Raw genomic sequence first — 16,788 nt, forward strand, 5'->3', positions numbered from 1 at the left:
TCTTTGTTTAAAGCTTGGCCTTATTCAGCACGGAACACTTCATCAACTTTTTAATCTTTATAGAAGCTCCGAAAAGTAATTTTGCATGTGGTGTTCATGAACGTTGAAGAAATTCTCGCCGCATTGATCGGCTTTCCCTCCGTTGTTGGGACGGCAAATGACGCAATTGTCGGCTGGATCAGTCATTATGCTAAAACTCACGGAGCCGAAGTCAATGTGCTTCCCGGACCAGAGGGCAATAGGGCAAATCTGTTCATAACAATCGGTCCGCGTGATATTCCTGGTTATATTCTTTCTGGTCATACAGATGTGGTTCCTGCCGGTGAAGCTGAATGGTCGACTGACCCATTCAAGCTCCATAAGGACGGCGAAAGGCTCTATGGTCGTGGTACCACGGATATGAAGGGATTTCTGGCATGTGCTCTGGCGGCATTGCCCAAATTTGCAGCGGGTGATTTAAAGTGTCCCGTGCATCTGGTATTTTCTTACGATGAGGAAGCAGGCTGTCGCGGCGTCCCGCATCTTCTCTCTGCCCTTCCAAGCCTTTGCGCGAAGCCGCTTGGCGCCATTATTGGCGAGCCAAGCCGGATGCAGGCTGTGCGTGCGCATAAGGGCAAGGCTGCCGCTCGACTTGAAGTTATCGGTCGATCTGGACATTCATCGCGCCCCGATCTGGGGTTGAACGCCGTTCATGCTATGGCAAATGTTATTGCGCAGGCTGTAATCTACGGAAAAACGCTGAAAAACGGGGCTTGCGACAATAATTTCGAGCCGCCTTACTCATCTTTGCAGTTCGGCGTTGTCGCCGGCGGACAGGCCGTCAATATCATTCCCGACAGTTGTGCAGCCGATATTGAGGTACGCGCAATTTCCGGCGCTTCGCCTATAGCTCTGCTAGAGCCTGTCAAGGAAGAATTGTTAGCTCTGCGGGCCGATGGATTTGAAGTTCATTGGTATGAGGTGAGTGCTTACCCAGCCTTATCGCTTTCGAGAGAGAGCGCACTGTCACAGTTGATGGTGGAATTAACCGGCCAGGAAACATTGGCTGCGGTGAGTTATGGTACAGAGGCGGGGCTTTTTCAGCAGGCAGGTATTGATGCGATTATCTGCGGCCCTGGCGACATTGGGCGAGCGCATCGACCCAATGAATATATCGAAATGAGCGAACTTCATGCGTGTCAGAAAATGATCGACGATCTCGGCATGCGCCTGACCAAATAAATCCAATTGGCGGCAGAATTTTATGGCGTTTCTTTTTAATTCCGATACCGTACGCGGTGCTATTTTTCGCGAAGCCTTTGAGCGCTCGTTGCCTGATGTGGAGTTTTTTCAGGCGGGTGAAGACGTTGATCCAGACCAAATCCGCTATCTGATCAGTTGGGTAGTGCCAGACGATATTGCACGATATCGCAATCTCGAAGTGCTTTTCTCGATTGGTGCTGGCGTTGATCAGTTCAAACCTGGAACCGTGCCTGCGCATGTGAAACTCGTCCGTATGGTCGAGGATGGGATTATTCGTATGATGCAGGAATATGTGACGCTTGGCGTGCTGACCCTGCATCGAGAATCTATTGCCTATCGCGAACAGCAGAAAAATGAGGAATGGCAGGCGCTTATGACGCTACAGGCCAGCCAACGCCGTATTGGTTTCCTAGGCCTGGGAATACTTGCAAAAGCAGCAATTGAACGGTTGTTGCCATTTCAGTTTCGAATAAGTGGGTGGAGCCGCAGCCGAAAAGATATTGAGGGTGTTGAGTGTTTTTTCGGCGACGAACAGTTTGCAAGATTCCTTCGTCAAACCGATATTTTGATTTGCCTGCTACCGTTGACGGATGAAACACGCGGTATTTTGAATGCCGACCTGTTTGCCATACTACCAAAGGGTGCTCGCTTGCTGCATGCAGGCCGCGGGCCTCAGCTCGATCAAAAGGCACTTATAGAGGCGCTTGATAACGGCCATCTCGCAGCAGCAATGCTTGATGTGACCGATCCAGAACCACTGCCTGCGGCGCATCCGCTTTGGTCGCACCCTAAAGTACTGATCACACCGCATATCGCTTCCATTACGCAACCGCTTACGGCCGCAAGATCAATCATCGAAAATATCCAGCGCCATCTGGCTGGAGACAAGCTGATCGGCTTAATCGATCGCACACGAGGTTATTAACTCTAAGGGAAACGTCATGTCTCTTCTGATTACCATCGATCCAAATCCCGATTTTACACCGAAAGAAGCGTTGCCAACGCCGGATCGCCTTATTTCGGGCTCGCCTGAATTCAAGACATGGGCACAGGATGCTTCAAAGAACGATAAGGTTTTGACGGGGGTTTGGGAAGCAACGCCAGGCGAAACTCACTCTATTAAAGGAACAACACTGGAATTTTGCCATATCCTTTCTGGTCTCGTTGAAATTGAGGAAAAAGATGGTGAAACAAAGACATATCGCGCAGGCGATAGCTTTGTTATGAAGCCGGGCTTTATTGGGGTTTGGCGTACGATTGAAACCGTGCGCAAGATTTACCTCTGCGTCTACGAGTAAGTCAGAATAATCCGCCGCATAAAACCCGCTTGACGTGCATAAAAGCCGTCAAGCGGGCTATTCTTGATCAAAAATGCGGTGCCTTGGGCTCTATTCTTTGACTCAACGAAAATGTGAGGTGCGCCATGACTTTAAGCTTCAATCCTGAAGCGCTTGAACTTCCATTTTATCATTACATTGGTGGGGAGCACATTGATGCCACAGGTGGTCTCGAAATGCGTAGGCCTTCCGATGGCAAAGCCTATGGTGACTGTCCAATTGCCGGCGACGCGTTGGTTGACCGTGCTGTGCAGGCTGCCAAGGCTGCGTTGAAGTCGAGCGGGTGGGCCGATGCTCGCCCGCGAGAAAGGCTCAATGCCATGCATCGTTGGGCCGATCTGATTGAGCAGGAGGCACTGACACTTGCGCGATTGGAAGCAGTTTCATCAACGCGGCCAATCGCGCATCTCATCGAAGGCGATATTGCGGTTACGGCTGAACAAATCCGTTTCTTTGCCGAATTTGCGGACAAGGAAGGCAGCGAGGTCGTTCCGACGAGCACCGGCACATTCGGCATGACGCTAAGTGAGCCTTATGGTGTGATTGGTGCAATTACGCCGTGGAATTTTCCGATTTCCATGTCGGGCTGGAAGCTTGGTCCGGCACTGGCTGCGGGCAATGCGGTTGTGCTTAAACCCTCTGAAATCACGCCATTTTCCACGCTTTATATGGCTGAACTTGCAGCTAAAGCAGGTATTCCGGCCGGACTTATTAATATTGTACTGGGCGACGGACCTGTTACAGGCAATGCCATTACCGGCCACCCTGGTATTTCCAAAGTCAGCTTTACCGGATCGACGGCAGCAGGTGCTGCGATTATGCAGAATATTGCGCGTACAGCTGTAAAGCCGATGACGCTGGAGCTTGGTGGAAAAAGCCCGCAAGTTGTATTCGCTGATGCCGATCTGGACTTGGCTGCTTCTGCCATCACGCGCGGAATCTTGAGTAATGCCGGACAGGCTTGTGTGGCCGGATCCCGCCTGATCGTTGCTGAAGAAATTGCGGATTCTTTGAGCGAAGCCATTGCGCGTCATATGGCTGATATCAAGCCTGGGGTGACTTGGGACGAGAAGACGCAATATTCGCCTATCATTTCAGAACGCCAGATCAGCCGTATCGATGAGATCGTTCAGAAAACAGCAAGTCTTGGCGCGGAGTGCGTTTTTGGCGGGAAACGAATGGATCGTGAAGGCTATTTTTATGAGCCAACGCTGCTTCGTGGTGTCGATGAAAACTCGCCTGCTGTTGCAGAAGAAATCTTCGGTCCCGTCCTGACGATCCAGACTTTCAAACACGAGGAAGAGGCACTTGCTCTCGCTGATCACCCGATTTACGGGCTGGCGGCGGGTCTTTTCACGCGCGATCTGTCTCGCGCTATCCGTGTTACCAAAGCGTTGCAGGCAGGCACCATCTGGGTCAATCGCTATGGTCGCTCGCGCGATCATATTTTGCCAACAGGTGGCTATAAAAGTTCTGGTATTGGCAAGGATCTCGGGCGTGAAGCCTATCTCGCAAATCGCAAGTCCAAAAGCGTGCTGATCGATCTTTAAGGAAAACTCTGAATGACAACCTATTCGATTGCTTTGATCCCGGGCGACGGTATTGGCAAGAATGTCACGGACGCAACGTGGCAGGTTTTGCAGGTGGCTTCAAAACGCAATGGCTTTAAGCTTGAAGGCACCAGCTTTCCGTGGTCTTGCGCCCATTATCATGAAACCGGCGCTATGATGCCTGCGGATGGCATCGAGACCTTGCGCAAATTTGATGCGATTTACCTCGGAGCCGTCGGCTGGCCTGCGGAAGTACCGGATTCTGTGTCTCTGCACGGACTGCTGTTGCCTATCCGTAAGGCGTTTGTGCAATATGCCAATATCCGCCCCCATAGACTTTTGCCGGGCGTGACAGGGCCGCTTCGCTCCGAAGGTTTTGATATTCTTTGCATTCGCGAAAACACGGAAGGTGAATATTCAGGTGCCGGTGGGCGCGTTCATTCCGGCACCAAGGAAGAGGTTGCCGTGGAAACAGCGGTTTTCACCCGCATTGGCGTTGAGCGTATTATCCGCTTTGGTTTCGAGCAGGCACGCTTGCGTCGTAAAAAGCTTGCTTCGGTCACGAAGTCCAATGCGCAGAAATATTCGATGGTGTTCTGGGACGAGGTAACAAAAGATGTCGCTCAAGAATATCCCGATGTCGAAGTCTCGCATTATCACATTGATGCCATGGCGGCACGGATGGTGATGGCACCGGAAAGTCTTGATGTCATCGTGGCTTCCAATCTATTTGGCGATATTCTGACCGATCTGGGCGCTGCCATTCAGGGCGGTCTTGGCTATGCAGCCTCTGCCAATATCAATCCGGACCGCACAGCGCCTTCGATGTTTGAGCCGGTGCATGGTTCTGCGCCTGATATTGCGCATCTTGGTATTGCCAATCCGATTGCAGCTATTTGGTCAGGCGCGATGATGCTTGAGCATCTGGGTGAACAGCAGGCAGCAAAAGATGTGATGAGCGCAATTGAAATGGTGACGTCGAACGGTATTGGAACAGTTGCTGGCAAAGACAAGACGGATGCGATCACGCAAGCTGTGCTTTCGGCACTGGTATAAAAAGGACGAATGTGAATGTTGAAATATCAAGGACTTTTCCGGCAGCAGGGCCTCATCGGCGGTGTCTGGCAGGATGCAGTGTCAGGCGCTACCGTTGACGTCACCAACCCGGCAAGCCTTGGCACTCTGGGTACAATCCCCGATATGGGGGCCACGGAAACCCGCGCGGCGATTGACGCCGCTCAGGCGTCTCTCAAGCCATGGAAAAAGAAAACCCATGCAGAACGTGCGGCGCTTCTGGAGCGCTGGTTTGCACTGATGGTTGAGCACGAGCAGGACCTTGCAATGCTCCTGACGCTTGAACAAGGCAAGCCGCTCAATGAAGCGCTCGGCGAAATCCGCTACGGCGCATCCTTTGTGAAGTGGTTTGCAGAAGAAGCCCGTCGCATTGAGGGCGGCACTATTCCTTCACCAACGGAAGATCGCCGTATTCTGGTGCTTAAGGAAGCAGTTGGCGTTTGTGCGATCATTACACCGTGGAATTTTCCGAATGCGATGATCACGCGCAAAGTGGCCCCGGCACTTGCGGCCGGTTGCACAGTCGTCATCAAACCTTCAGAGTTCACGCCATTTTCAGCATTGGCGCTTGGTGTTCTTGCGGAACAGGCCGGAATTCCAGCAGGTGTCATTAATATTGTCACCGGCATGCCGACGGAAATTGGCAATGAGCTGGTGTCCAATGAAACCGTGCGCAAAATTTCATTCACCGGGTCGACGCGTGTCGGCTCGCTGCTGATGAAGGGGGCTGCTGACAGTATCAAACGCCTGAGCCTTGAACTGGGCGGCAATGCACCGTTCATCGTGTTTGACGATGCTGATCTCGATCAGGCTGTGGAAGGGGCTATTGCCTCAAAATTCCGAAATGGCGGACAGACATGCGTTTGCTCGAACCGTATTCTTGTGCAGGCTGGTATCTATGATGCTTTTGCCGCCAAACTTTCAAGCCGCGTTGCCCAAATGAAGGTGGGGGTGGGCACAGAAAAAGGCGTGGTGATTGGCCCAATGATCAATCAAGCAGCGATCGAAAAGATCGAGCGTCATGTCAATGATGCCTTGGGTCGTGGTGCAAAAATTCTTGCGCAAAGCGACAATATGCCGGAAGGTCGGCAATATGCGCGACCAATCGTGCTAGGCGACGCCACGACCGATATGCTGCTCGCATCTGAGGAAACGTTTGGACCTGTCGCACCGCTTTTCCGTTTTGAAACGGAAGAGGAAGCTATTGAAATTGCTAACAGCACGCCCTTTGGTCTGGCAGCCTATTTTTTCACTGAAAGTCTCAAGCGGTCATGGCGTGTTTCGGAAGCGCTGGAATTCGGTATGATTGGTTTGAACACGGGCCTGATTTCAACTGAAGTGGCACCATTTGGTGGTGTCAAGCAGTCCGGCCTTGGTCGTGAAGGATCGAAGCTCGGTATTGAAGAATATCTCGAAATCAAAACGCTGCATGTTGGCGGATTATAGGACACAAAAAGGGCGGTTTAACCGCCCTTTTTCGACTTTATTGAAACTTGTCGAGCATTTTGTAATAAAGACCGACCAACGGCAGAAACCACGGCCTGCCAGAATAGCCTGGAATGGTCGGCCATTCGAGGCCCGAAATTGGATTGTTGTCGCCACGCCCGAGGATTGCGTCTGCAAGATAAATGCCTATTTGCGTAGACATTTGTGCGCCATGGCCGGAATAGCCCATCCCATACCAGATGCCATCGGCAAAGCCTGCGCGCGGATAGCGGTCCTGTGTCATATCGACAAGGCCACCCCAGCAATAGTCGATTTCAACATTGGCAAGATGTGGAAAAATCTTGACGAGGCTTTCGCGCAAAATTGCGCCGCTTTTGTTGTCGGATCGCTGGTCGGACGTCGTTGAGAAACGCGCGCGCCCACCAAAAATCATACGATTATCGGGTGCGAGCCGGAAATAATTACCGATATTCATCGATGTAACGTAGGTGCGATTGCCGGGCATAGTGGCGGCAATCTCGCTCTGTGTCAGTGGCCGCGTTGCAATGATGAAACTGCCAACGGAAATAATGCGCTTGCGGAAATAGGAGAAACTGTCGCTTGTGTATGCACCAGTTGCGAGAATAACGTTGTCAGCAGTCACCTTGCCGCGGGATGTTACGATCTGATGTTGGCCATCGAGCTTTTTACGCTCATGAACGGTGGTGTTTTCAAAAATGAGAGCGCCGTAACGCGCTGCCGCGTCTGCCAAACCGGTTACATATCGACCCATGTGCATCATGGCGCTTTTTTTGGAAAGCATGGCGCCGTGGAAATCATTCGAGCCGACTTCACCCGATAATTGATCGCGATGCAAAAGCGCTGTATCAGGGTCGACTTCCGCATGAATAGCTTCGAAATTGCGTGCAAGGCCATCAAAATGGGCCGGCTTAGAAGCCAGTTTCAACTTGCCGGCGCGTCTGAACGAACAATCGATATTTTCTTCCGCAACGATGCGTTCGATGGTGTCGACGGAATCGTCAAAAGCCTTGTAAAGAGCCCTGGCGCGTTCTGCGCCAAGGTGTTTTTTTGCAGCGATAAAACTGTGTGCAAGGCCGTTGTTGAGATGACCACCATTGCGCCCCGAAGCGCCGGAGCCAATAAGGCCAGTTTCAAAGATCGCAACACGGCTGCCCGCTTTGGCAAGATGCAATGCAGCCGAAAGCCCCGTAAAGCCTCCGCCGATAATGGCGACATCATAATGCCCTTCCGGAGGGTTCTTTTCCGCTGCTGTAAAAGAGGGGGTCGTGTCGTGCCAGTAAGGCTTGAGTTGCATCTTTCTTGGTCCTGATCAGAGCGCGTCCCGAAAACTCTGCGAACGTATTCGAGATAAGCGTCACACAATTAGTTAGAGACCGACTACGCCTGCAAGGCCGGAAATGTCCTTGATCTCGGTATAACCGTAATAAGGATTTGCCGGCTCGTGACCGCGATTGACCCAGACCTTGTTCTTGATGCCCAAATCATGCGCTGACATCAGGTCGTAGCGGAACGATGACGAGACGTGCAGAATGTCTTCCGGGTTGGCGTTCAGCTGATCGAGCATATATTCGAACGCCTTGAAGCGTGGCTTGTAAGCCTGCGCCTGTTGCGCTGTATAAACAGCATGGAACGGTGCGCCGAGTTTTTCGACATTGTGGTGGATCTGCTCATTCATCGAGTTTGAAAGAATGACGAGCGGGATTTCCTTTGCCACTTTGGAAAGTCCGGCTGGTACATCAGCATGTGGACCCCAGGTTGGAACGCTTTCATACACTGTGCGCGCATCTTCAACATTGAATGTTACCTTGTTCTTCTTGCAGGCACGCTCAATCGCATTGTGCACGACTTCATTATAAGGCTTCCAGTCGCCGAGGATTTCATCAAGTCGATAGGCTGCAAAGTTTTTGATGAACTGTTGCATGCGCTCTTCATCAAGCTGTTTGCCATAGAGATCGCGTGCAGCTTCGGCCATCTGGAAATTGGTCAGTGTGCCGTAGCAATCAAAAGTGATGTATTTTGGTCTAAACTGGGCCATGATTTTTGATCCTTCCAAGCCTTGCAGGCACTGGTGTGCCGTCCTCATACATCATAATGAGCGGCGAATGGACTAATCACTGCATTCATAGGAGTGCAAAGCAGATTGTTCCGTATCTCGATCGAGCTTTGGCAGAGAGTTTTGTCTGTACTGCGTTGAGGCAGGTGCAATGGATCGATTGCAGTCGTTATCCGATCGAGCACGCGGCATAAGATGCGGTGGTAGTATCGAAGGACAGTGAAAACCTGCTGGATATGGATGTTGGTCGGGATGAACTGCTGCAAGCGTCATTCTAATTTGAGTTCATGAAGAACTCTCTCGGAAACAGCCATGACCGCATCGCAAATCACTCTGGAACCAATGACGCTGGATCATCTGGATGGTGCTGTTGTTTTGTCGCAACAGGCCGGCTGGCCGCATCGTCGTGAAGACTGGGTCTTTGTGCTGACGCTGAGCAATGGGATTGTTGCACTTGAAGATGGACGTGTCGTCGGCACGGCAATGTGCACGCCGCTAGGTGACGATGTTGCGGCCGTCAATATGGTTATTGTCGATGAAGCCACGCGCGGAAAGGGTCTCGGTCGCAAGTTGATGCAGGCAGCACTTGATGCCGCCGCAGGGCAAACGTGTTTGCTTGTTGCGACACACGACGGCCTGCCGCTTTATGAAAAGCTCGGCTTTGTAGCATATGGTGAGATCGTCCAGCATCAGGGACTGGCTGTAAAAGTCGATGCGCCGGGCAATATCAGCTGGGCAACAGGTGATGATTTTTTACGCCTGGTGGAGCTAGATCACTCGGCAACCGGCCATAATCGTATGAATACCATGCAGCTTTTGAATGAGACCGCGCAATTTGCAGTTATTCGCAAAGACGATCAAGCCGATGCATTTGCTGGAATTCGCGCCTTTGGGCGTGGGCTTGTCATTGGTCCTGTTGTTGCAAAGACCGGTGAAGACGCGCGTTCGCTGATTGATTTTTTGCTTGCGCAGCATGCGGGTGAGTTTGTTCGCGTTGATACAAACATTGCAACAAATCTTGCCGACTGGCTCACCTCGCGTGGGCTTGTTCATGTCGGGGGCGGGATACCGATGCGCCGTACAGCTGAGCACATCGAAAAAAATAACGGCAGTGAGTCTCGCACATATGCGCTTGTAAATCAGGCTTTAGGTTGATCTGGAGAATGTTATGCTGAGTAATTCGTTGGTCGAACTTGATCGCGCCCATCTGGTGCATCCCGTTTCATCTTTCCGCAGTCACGAAACGACTGGTGTGCGTGTATTGAAGTCCGGCAAGGGTGCAACAGTTACTGATACATCCGGTCATACGCTGCTCGACGGCTTTGCGGGTCTTTGGTGCGTCAATGCTGGCTATGGGCAGGACAGCATTGTGGAAGCTGCAACAAAGCAGCTACGAGAACTTCCCTATGCAACGGGCTATTTTGGTCTGGGTTCAGAGCCAGCTATCCGCCTGGCTGCCGAACTGGCTGATCGTGCGCCGGGTGATCTCAATCATGTCTATTTCACGCTTGGCGGATCCGATGCGATTGACAGTACGATCCGCTACATTCGTTACTATTATCATGCCAGAGGTACGCCACAGAAAGACCAGTTCATTTCGGTTGAGTATGGCTATCATGGTTCGTCAACTGCCGGGTCCGGACTGACGGCGCTTCCGGCATTCCATGCGGGTTTTGGTGTGCCATACGACTGGCAGCATAAAATTCCATCGCACTATGCTTATCGCAACCCGGTCGGCACCGATCCGCAGGCGATCATTGATGCCTCCGTAGCAGCTCTCCGCGCAAAGATTGAAGAACTGGGTGCAGAACGCGTCGCAGCATTTTATGTTGAACCTATCCAGGGCTCGGGCGGTGTCCTTGTGCCTCCAGCGGGCTGGCTCAAGGCCATGCATGCGCTTTGCAAAGAATATGACGTTCTGTTCATTGTTGACGAAGTTATCACCGGATTTGGCCGCACGGGCCCGCTTTTTGCGTGCTCCGAAGACAATGTGGTGCCAGATTTCATCACCACTGCCAAGGGACTGACGTCGGGTTATGTGCCGATGGGCGCGCTCTTTATGTCTGAGCATGTTTACAATACCATTGCCGACGGCGCAGGTAAGGCCGCAGTTGGTCACGGTTATACCTATTCCGCACACCCGGTCAGTGCCGCGGTTGGTCTTGAGTGCCTGCGCCTTTATGAAAATGGATTGCTTGAAAATGGCCGCGAGGCAGGCCAGCGCCTTATGGCGGGCTTGCAGTCGCTTTCCGCTCACCCCCTGGTCGGCGATGTCCGTGGTCGCGGTATGCTGGCAGCCATTGAGTTGGTAACTGACAAGGAGCGCAAGACGCCGCTTCCCGCATCCGCCGATCCGGCTCGCCGTATTTTTGACCGTGCATGGGACAACGGCCTTGTCATCCGCGCCTTTGCCAATGGCGTTCTTGGTTATGCGCCGCCGCTTTGCTGCACCGATGACGACATTGATGCGATTATCGAACGCACGCGCAAAACGCTGGACCAGACACTTGCTGACGAAGATGTTCGCGCTGCGATGAAAGGTTAGATTTTGAGGGCAGCGGCATAAGCTTGCAAGGCGGAATTTCGTCAGCGCGCGAGATTCGCAATATTATGCTGCAGTCCTTCATCAATTCAGCGCAATTAATGCGCGTGTTCATAACAAACTAATAATGCTGCAAAAGGTGAAGACGAAAAGCAATCTACTGGATTGAGTTTGGATGATCGAATAATGCGCGTCAGGCGTATGGCAGTTCCTTAACTCGATGTGTTTTTTCGTTCGCACTTTAATTCGGCGTTGCTGCGAATGAATTTCTGAACACGGTGTAACCGGTGAAAATAAACCGGCGCATCCCATGCAACTGTTAATCAAGGGGAACTGCTATGAGCGAGAAGATTACCAACTGGACGTCTTCCGATGACCGGATGATTGAAAATGCAATACGTCGCGGAGCAACCCGGCGTGAATTGTTGCAGATGATGCTGATGGGTGGCGTTGCGGTTGCGGCGAGCGCAACGATCCTGGGTCGTGCTACCTCCACTTATGCCGCGACGCCGGTAAAAGGCGGTTTTATTAAGGCTGCTGGCTTTAGCGCGTCCACTGCCGATACGCTTGATCCTGCTAAAGCCTCCAATGCAACCGACTATGTTCGTTGCTGTGCACTTTATAATCGCCTGACTTTCCTCGATGGTCATGGCGAAACACAGATGGAGCTTGCTGAAAGCGTAGAAAGCGCAGATGCAAAGGTCTGGACGGTTAAGCTGCGTAAGGGTGTTACATTCCACGATGGCAAGTCCCTGAGCGCAGATGATGTGGTTTTCTCGCTTCAGCGTCACCTCGATCCCGCAGTTGGCTCTAAGGTCAATGCGATTGCCAAGCAGATCACGGGCGTCAAGAAGATTGACGACACCACAGCAGAGATCACGCTTGAAAGCGCAAATGCCGATCTTCCAACCATTCTTTCGCTGCATCATTTCATGATCGTTGCAGATGGCACGACGGATTTTTCAAAGGGCAATGGCACGGGTGCATTTGTCCTAAAAGAGTTCCAGCCTGGTGTTCGTTCAATTGCTGCGCGCAACGAGAATTACTGGAAGAGTAGCGGACCGCACCTTGATTCCTTCGAATTTTTTGCGATCTCTGATGAGAGCGCCCGCATGAATGCGGTACTTTCCGGCGATATTCAGCTTGGTGCTAATCTTAATCCCCGTTCGCTGCGCGTACTTGAAAATAACCCTGCTGCGAGCCTCTTTATCTCGAAGCTTGGTACCTATACCAATCTTAATGTTCGCCTCGATATGGCGCCGGGCGATAAGGCTGGGGTGGCTGAAGCGCTGAAATATCTCACCAATCGTGAAGTCATCCAGAAGTCTGTGCTGCGTGGTCTTGCAGAGATTGCCAATGATCAGCCGGTGCCAGCAACCAGCAAATACTTCAATGCCGAACTTGAGCAGCGCGCGTTTGATCCGGACCGTGCAAAATCCCTGCTTGATAAGGCCGGCATGCTTGGTCAGGAAATTCGCATTACTGCTGCAGAAGCCGCATCATCCTCTCTCGATTATGCAATGGTCCTTCAACAGGCCGCATCAACCATCGGTCAGAAAATCGCTATTGATCGCGTACCGTCGGACGGTTACTGGTCAAACCATTGGCTGAAAGATGCTGTTCATTACGGCAATATTAACGCACGCCCGACGCCGGATATTCTGTTCTCGCTGCTCTATAAGTCCGATGCGCCGTGGAACGAAAGCCAATATAAATCTGATAAATTCGACTCGATGCTGCTTGAAGCCCGTGGCCTGCTTGATGAAGGCAAGCGCAAGGAAATCTATGGCGAGATGCAGACCATGGTTTCCAATGAAGCTGGAACGGTCATTCCCGTCTTTATGTCGAATGTCGATGCAATTTCGCCGAAGCTCAAAGGTTTAGAGCCTAATCCACTGGGCGGTATGATGGGCTATACATTTGCCGAACATGCTTGGCTGGAAGCCTGATTTTACATAGGTGTTTCGCTCTTCGAGTTCGGGCAAAGTATGAAATTTGCCCGAACTGATCCTTTCCCCAAAATATTAGGCCACGCATGACCATGAAGTCGCCTTTTCTGATTTTGATTGCCAAACGGCTTGTGGTTGCCTTTGTTACGCTTCTGATTGTTGCGTTTACGATTTTTTTTGCAACTTCGATGCTTCCGGGTGATGTGGCAGAAATTCTTCTCGGGCAGTCGGCGACACCTGAGGCTGTTGCGGGACTTCGTCATGCCATGAATCTCGATCAGCCTGCATTCCTGCGCTTTATCTACTGGCTGGGCAATCTGCTGACCGGCGACCTTGGTGTGTCCTATGCCAATAATCTGCCAATTGCTGATCTCATCGGCAGCAGGCTTATCAACTCGCTCAAACTTGCTGGCGTAACGGCTGCAATATCGGTGCCGATTGCACTGTTTCTCGGTATTACTGCGGCCATCATGCGCGGTACGATTTATGATCGCGTTGTATCCATCATCACGATCTCGGTTATTTCGGTTCCCGAATTCATGGTCGCGACTATCGCTGTGATTGTATTTGCAGTCTACCTTGGCTGGTTTCCAGCCCTTTCAATGGCCAATGAAGTCACGTCTTTCATCGGCCTGCTCAAAGTCTTCGCCATGCCTGTGATCACTTTGAGCTTTGTGATTTCAGCGCAGATGATCCGCATGACGCGCGCAGCTGTTCTTGAAACACTCAACACGCCCTATGTGGAAATGGCGCTTCTCAAAGGTGCGTCACGCAGTCGAATGGTGATCATTCATGCTTTGCCAAATGCGCTCGGACCAATCGTCAATGCGGTTGCCCTTTCGCTTTCTTATCTGCTGGGAGGCGTCATCATTGTCGAAACCATCTTCAATTATCCCGGCATAGCCAAACTGATGCTCGATGCTGTCGCAACGCGTGATCTGCCGCTTATCCAGACTTGCGCGATGATCTTCTGCTTTGGCTATCTCCTGCTCATTACGATAGCAGACATCATTGCTATCGTTTCCAACCCGAGGCTGCGATAATCATGACCGCTTCCGTTTCAAGTCAGCGAAAGACAAAGTCTCCACGCTTTGGTTATCGGGTTAATCTGATCGGCACGGTTTCGTTCCTGATTATTCTGGGCTGGGCATTGGTTGCCATTTTTGCGCCCTGGATCGCCCCCCATCCGGTGGGTGAAATCGTCGATTTCGACTTTTTTGGACCCATGAGTGCACAGTTCCCGCTCGGCACGGATTATCTTGGCCGTGATATGCTTTCCCGCATTATCTATGGCGCACGCTTCACCGTTGGTATATCGCTTGCAGCAGTGTGTTTGGCCTGCTTTTTTGGCGTAACGCTCGGCATGATGGCAGCAGTTATCGGCGGCTGGTTTGATTCAGCATTGAGCCGCTTTCTTGATGCCCTGACATCCATCCCAAGCAAAATTCTCGCACTGGTTATCGTGGCAGGTGTTGGTTCATCGATCCCGATCCTGATCACCACCATGGCCATCATCTATACGCCCGGCAGTTATCGCTTTGCGCGCGCACTGGCGATCAACATCAATACGATGGACTATGTGACGGTTGCTCGCGCGCGTGGCGAAAAGATCGGCTATCTTATACGCTCGGAAATTCTGCCCGGCATCATCGGACCAGTGCTGGCCGATTTTGGTCTGCGTTTTGTGTTCATTGTGCTGTTATTGTCGAGCATGTCTTTTCTTGGTCTGGGCGTTCAGCCACCATTTGCCGACTGGGGTGCTTTGGTTAAGGAAAACATTGGCGGACTGTCATTCGCCGCCCCAGCTGTAGTGTTTCCATCCATTGCCATTGCGAGCCTCACAATCAGCGTCAATCTGCTCATTGATAATCTACCACAGAAGATCCGCGACAGGAGTGAATGAATGAGCAATCTTGTTGAGATCAAAAACCTGCGCGTGGATGCAAAGACCGATTCAGGCCGTACGGTAGAAATCATTCGTGACGTTAGCTTTGAAATTGCGGAAGGTGAAATCGTTGCCCTTATCGGCGAGAGCGGCTCCGGGAAAACCACAATTGCGCTGACGCTTATGGGCTATACTCGCCCTGGTTGCCGGATTGTGAGTGGCAGTATTGAAGTGGCTAATCACAATATCGTCGCTCTCTCAGAGCGTAAGCGCTCGAAGAAGCGCGGCACGGACGTATCTTATGTGCCACAAAGTGCGGCGGCATCCTTCAATCCTGCACATCGCATCATGGATCAGGTCATTGAGGTCACCAAAATCCATAAGCTGCTTTCGAAACCAGAGGCGCGTAGGAAGGCGATTGAATTGTTCAAAGCGCTTGCCCTGCCAAACCCTGAAACAATCGGCGACCGTTATCCTCATCAGGTATCGGGGGGACAGTTACAGCGGCTTTCGGCGGCAATGGCGCTTATCGGCGACCCAAAGCTCGTGATATTCGATGAACCTACAACCGCGCTTGATGTGACGACGCAAATTGAAGTCTTGCGGGCGTTCAAATCGGTGATGAAGAAGGAGCATATTGCTGGCGTTTATGTCTCGCATGACCTCGCTGTTGTCGCCCAAATTGCAGACCGCATCGTCGTGCTCAAAAGCGGTGAAGTTCAGGAGGTCGGTTCTACACAGGATATTCTGCATAATCCGCAGCATCCTTATACGCAGGAACTGCTTGCAGCCTTTGAACCGGTTTTGCATGCGCGGCCAGAAATTGCCGAGGCTGAAAAGCCATCACCGCTTCTGGTCGTTGATAACGCGCTTGCGGGTTATGGGATCGTTGGGAAGTCCGGTGACCCGGCGATGATTGCGGTCAACAATATCAGTCTTGAGCTATCGCGTGGACGAAATCTCGGCATCGTCGGAGAATCCGGTTGCGGTAAGTCTACGCTTGCTCGCGTTATCGCTGGTATTCTGCCAGCCTCGCGCGGAAAGATAATCTTTGAAGGCAAGGAAATGCAAAGCGATCTGCGTCATCGCACGCGCGAGCAATTGCGCGAATTGCAGATTGTCTTTCAGTTTGCCGATACAGCGCTCAATCCTGCCAAGTCGATTGCCGATATTCTTGCGCGCCCGTTGTCATTTTATCATGGCATGAATGGTAAACGCAGGGATACCAGAATCGATCAGTTGCTCGATATGGTGCGGATTCCGCGCACTATGCGTTACCGCAGGCCGGGTGAGCTTTCCGGCGGGCAGAAACAGCGCATCAACCTTGCACGCGCACTTGCTGCTGACCCCAAGATGATCATCTGTGATGAGATCACCTCGGCGCTCGATACGGTTGTCGCTGCCGCAATTATTGATCTGCTCAAGGAGCTTCAGCGGGAACTCTTACTGTCATACCTCTTCATTAGTCATGACCTCTCGACCGTGCGCGCGATCTGCGACGAAGTTGTGGTCATGTATGCCGGGGAAAAGGTTGAGCAGCTAAGCCCGGATATGATGGGCAGCGCGGCCATCCATCCTTACTCGCGGCTCCTGTTCTCTTCAGTGCCAAAACTCAACACCGACTGGCTCGATAGTTTGCAACAAGACCCAGAACTCGTCAGGACGTTCACTAGAAGCTGAGATCAGCGC

The 16,788-nt window shown here is 51.8% G+C and carries 14 protein-coding genes; 12 read left to right on the forward strand and 2 right to left on the reverse strand.

The window, feature by feature from the left end; all coding sequences use genetic code 11:
* Window positions 1-96 precede the first annotated feature (96 nt).
* The 6 genes from argE (at window position 97) to AAIB41_RS13815 (ending at window position 6,649) form a co-directional block, all read left to right on the forward strand.
* Complete coding sequence (gene argE / locus AAIB41_RS13790; protein ID WP_343315855.1) at window positions 97-1,221, forward strand: acetylornithine deacetylase; 1,125 nt, start codon at window positions 97-99, stop codon at window positions 1,219-1,221.
* Between the two features lie 22 nt (window positions 1,222-1,243).
* Window positions 1,244-2,167 (forward strand): glyoxylate/hydroxypyruvate reductase A, encoded by a 924-nt coding sequence (locus tag AAIB41_RS13795; RefSeq protein WP_343315856.1) that lies wholly within the window; start codon window positions 1,244-1,246, stop codon window positions 2,165-2,167.
* A gap of 16 nt (window positions 2,168-2,183) precedes the next feature.
* Window positions 2,184-2,540 (forward strand): cupin domain-containing protein, encoded by a 357-nt coding sequence (locus tag AAIB41_RS13800; protein WP_343315857.1) that lies wholly within the window; start codon window positions 2,184-2,186, stop codon window positions 2,538-2,540.
* Window positions 2,541-2,665: 125 nt separating this feature from the next.
* Entirely contained in the window at window positions 2,666-4,129 is a 1,464-nt protein-coding gene (locus AAIB41_RS13805) for an aldehyde dehydrogenase family protein (protein ID WP_343315858.1), read from the forward strand.
* 12 nt (window positions 4,130-4,141) lie between these two features.
* Window positions 4,142-5,185, forward strand: coding sequence for a tartrate dehydrogenase (locus AAIB41_RS13810; protein WP_343315859.1), 1,044 nt, complete (start codon window positions 4,142-4,144; stop codon window positions 5,183-5,185).
* Between the two features lie 15 nt (window positions 5,186-5,200).
* The gene (locus AAIB41_RS13815) at window positions 5,201-6,649 is read left to right on the forward strand and encodes an NAD-dependent succinate-semialdehyde dehydrogenase (protein ID WP_343315860.1); all 1,449 of its coding nucleotides are present in this window, start codon (window positions 5,201-5,203) and stop codon (window positions 6,647-6,649) included.
* Between the two features lie 37 nt (window positions 6,650-6,686).
* Here AAIB41_RS13815 and AAIB41_RS13820 read toward each other — a convergent pair whose 3' ends face one another.
* Both AAIB41_RS13820 and AAIB41_RS13825 read right to left on the reverse strand, forming a co-directional pair.
* Window positions 6,687-7,964, reverse strand: coding sequence for an FAD-binding oxidoreductase (locus tag AAIB41_RS13820; protein WP_343315861.1), 1,278 nt, complete (start codon window positions 7,962-7,964; stop codon window positions 6,687-6,689).
* Window positions 7,965-8,036: 72 nt separating this feature from the next.
* Entirely contained in the window at window positions 8,037-8,705 is a 669-nt protein-coding gene (locus AAIB41_RS13825; RefSeq protein WP_343315862.1) for a haloacid dehalogenase type II, read from the reverse strand.
* Window positions 8,706-9,035: 330 nt separating this feature from the next.
* Between AAIB41_RS13825 and AAIB41_RS13830 the strand changes: the two genes are divergently transcribed.
* The 6 genes from AAIB41_RS13830 (at window position 9,036) to AAIB41_RS13855 (ending at window position 16,779) form a co-directional block, all read left to right on the forward strand.
* Window positions 9,036-9,878 carry a GNAT family N-acetyltransferase gene (locus AAIB41_RS13830; protein ID WP_343315863.1) on the forward strand — a complete coding sequence of 281 codons (843 nt, stop codon included), beginning with the start codon at window positions 9,036-9,038 and terminating at the stop codon, window positions 9,876-9,878.
* Window positions 9,879-9,891: 13 nt separating this feature from the next.
* A complete protein-coding gene (locus tag AAIB41_RS13835) occupies window positions 9,892-11,268 on the forward strand; it encodes an aspartate aminotransferase family protein (RefSeq protein WP_343315864.1) in 1,377 nt (458 codons plus the stop codon).
* A gap of 335 nt (window positions 11,269-11,603) precedes the next feature.
* Window positions 11,604-13,214, forward strand: a complete 1,611-nt coding sequence (locus AAIB41_RS13840; RefSeq protein ID WP_343315865.1) for an ABC transporter substrate-binding protein — start codon at window positions 11,604-11,606, stop codon at window positions 13,212-13,214.
* 92 nt (window positions 13,215-13,306) lie between these two features.
* Window positions 13,307-14,257, forward strand: a complete 951-nt coding sequence (locus tag AAIB41_RS13845; RefSeq protein WP_343316076.1) for an ABC transporter permease — start codon at window positions 13,307-13,309, stop codon at window positions 14,255-14,257.
* The gene (locus AAIB41_RS13850) at window positions 14,254-15,117 is read left to right on the forward strand and encodes an ABC transporter permease (RefSeq protein ID WP_343316077.1); all 864 of its coding nucleotides are present in this window, start codon (window positions 14,254-14,256) and stop codon (window positions 15,115-15,117) included. Before AAIB41_RS13845 ends, AAIB41_RS13850 begins: the two co-directional genes overlap by 4 nt.
* Complete coding sequence (locus AAIB41_RS13855; protein ID WP_343315866.1) at window positions 15,118-16,779, forward strand: ABC transporter ATP-binding protein; 1,662 nt, start codon at window positions 15,118-15,120, stop codon at window positions 16,777-16,779.
* Window positions 16,780-16,788 lie beyond the last annotated feature (9 nt).

The organism is Brucella sp. BE17 (assembly GCF_039545455.1).
In the GTDB taxonomy this organism is placed as follows: Bacteria; Pseudomonadota; Alphaproteobacteria; order Rhizobiales; family Rhizobiaceae; genus Brucella.

Excerpts from the sequence above, each read along its gene's own strand:
- AAIB41_RS13855 (WP_343315866.1), top strand. The coding sequence starts at position 15,118 with ATGAGCAATCTTGTTGAGATCAAAAACCTGCGCGTGGATGCAAAGACC.
- AAIB41_RS13805 (WP_343315858.1), top strand. The coding sequence starts at position 2,666 with ATGACTTTAAGCTTCAATCCTGAAGCGCTTGAACTTCCATTTTATCAT.
- AAIB41_RS13825 (WP_343315862.1), bottom strand. The coding sequence starts at position 8,705 with ATGGCCCAGTTTAGACCAAAATACATCACTTTTGATTGCTACGGCACA.
- AAIB41_RS13830 (WP_343315863.1), top strand. The coding sequence starts at position 9,036 with ATGACCGCATCGCAAATCACTCTGGAACCAATGACGCTGGATCATCTG.
- AAIB41_RS13810 (WP_343315859.1), top strand. The coding sequence starts at position 4,142 with ATGACAACCTATTCGATTGCTTTGATCCCGGGCGACGGTATTGGCAAG.
- AAIB41_RS13835 (WP_343315864.1), top strand. The coding sequence starts at position 9,892 with ATGCTGAGTAATTCGTTGGTCGAACTTGATCGCGCCCATCTGGTGCAT.
- AAIB41_RS13820 (WP_343315861.1), bottom strand. The coding sequence starts at position 7,964 with ATGCAACTCAAGCCTTACTGGCACGACACGACCCCCTCTTTTACAGCA.
- AAIB41_RS13795 (WP_343315856.1), top strand. The coding sequence starts at position 1,244 with ATGGCGTTTCTTTTTAATTCCGATACCGTACGCGGTGCTATTTTTCGC.
- AAIB41_RS13815 (WP_343315860.1), top strand. The coding sequence starts at position 5,201 with ATGTTGAAATATCAAGGACTTTTCCGGCAGCAGGGCCTCATCGGCGGT.
- AAIB41_RS13840 (WP_343315865.1), top strand. The coding sequence starts at position 11,604 with ATGAGCGAGAAGATTACCAACTGGACGTCTTCCGATGACCGGATGATT.
- AAIB41_RS13800 (WP_343315857.1), top strand. The coding sequence starts at position 2,184 with ATGTCTCTTCTGATTACCATCGATCCAAATCCCGATTTTACACCGAAA.
- argE (WP_343315855.1), top strand. The coding sequence starts at position 97 with ATGAACGTTGAAGAAATTCTCGCCGCATTGATCGGCTTTCCCTCCGTT.
- AAIB41_RS13845 (WP_343316076.1), top strand. The coding sequence starts at position 13,307 with ATGAAGTCGCCTTTTCTGATTTTGATTGCCAAACGGCTTGTGGTTGCC.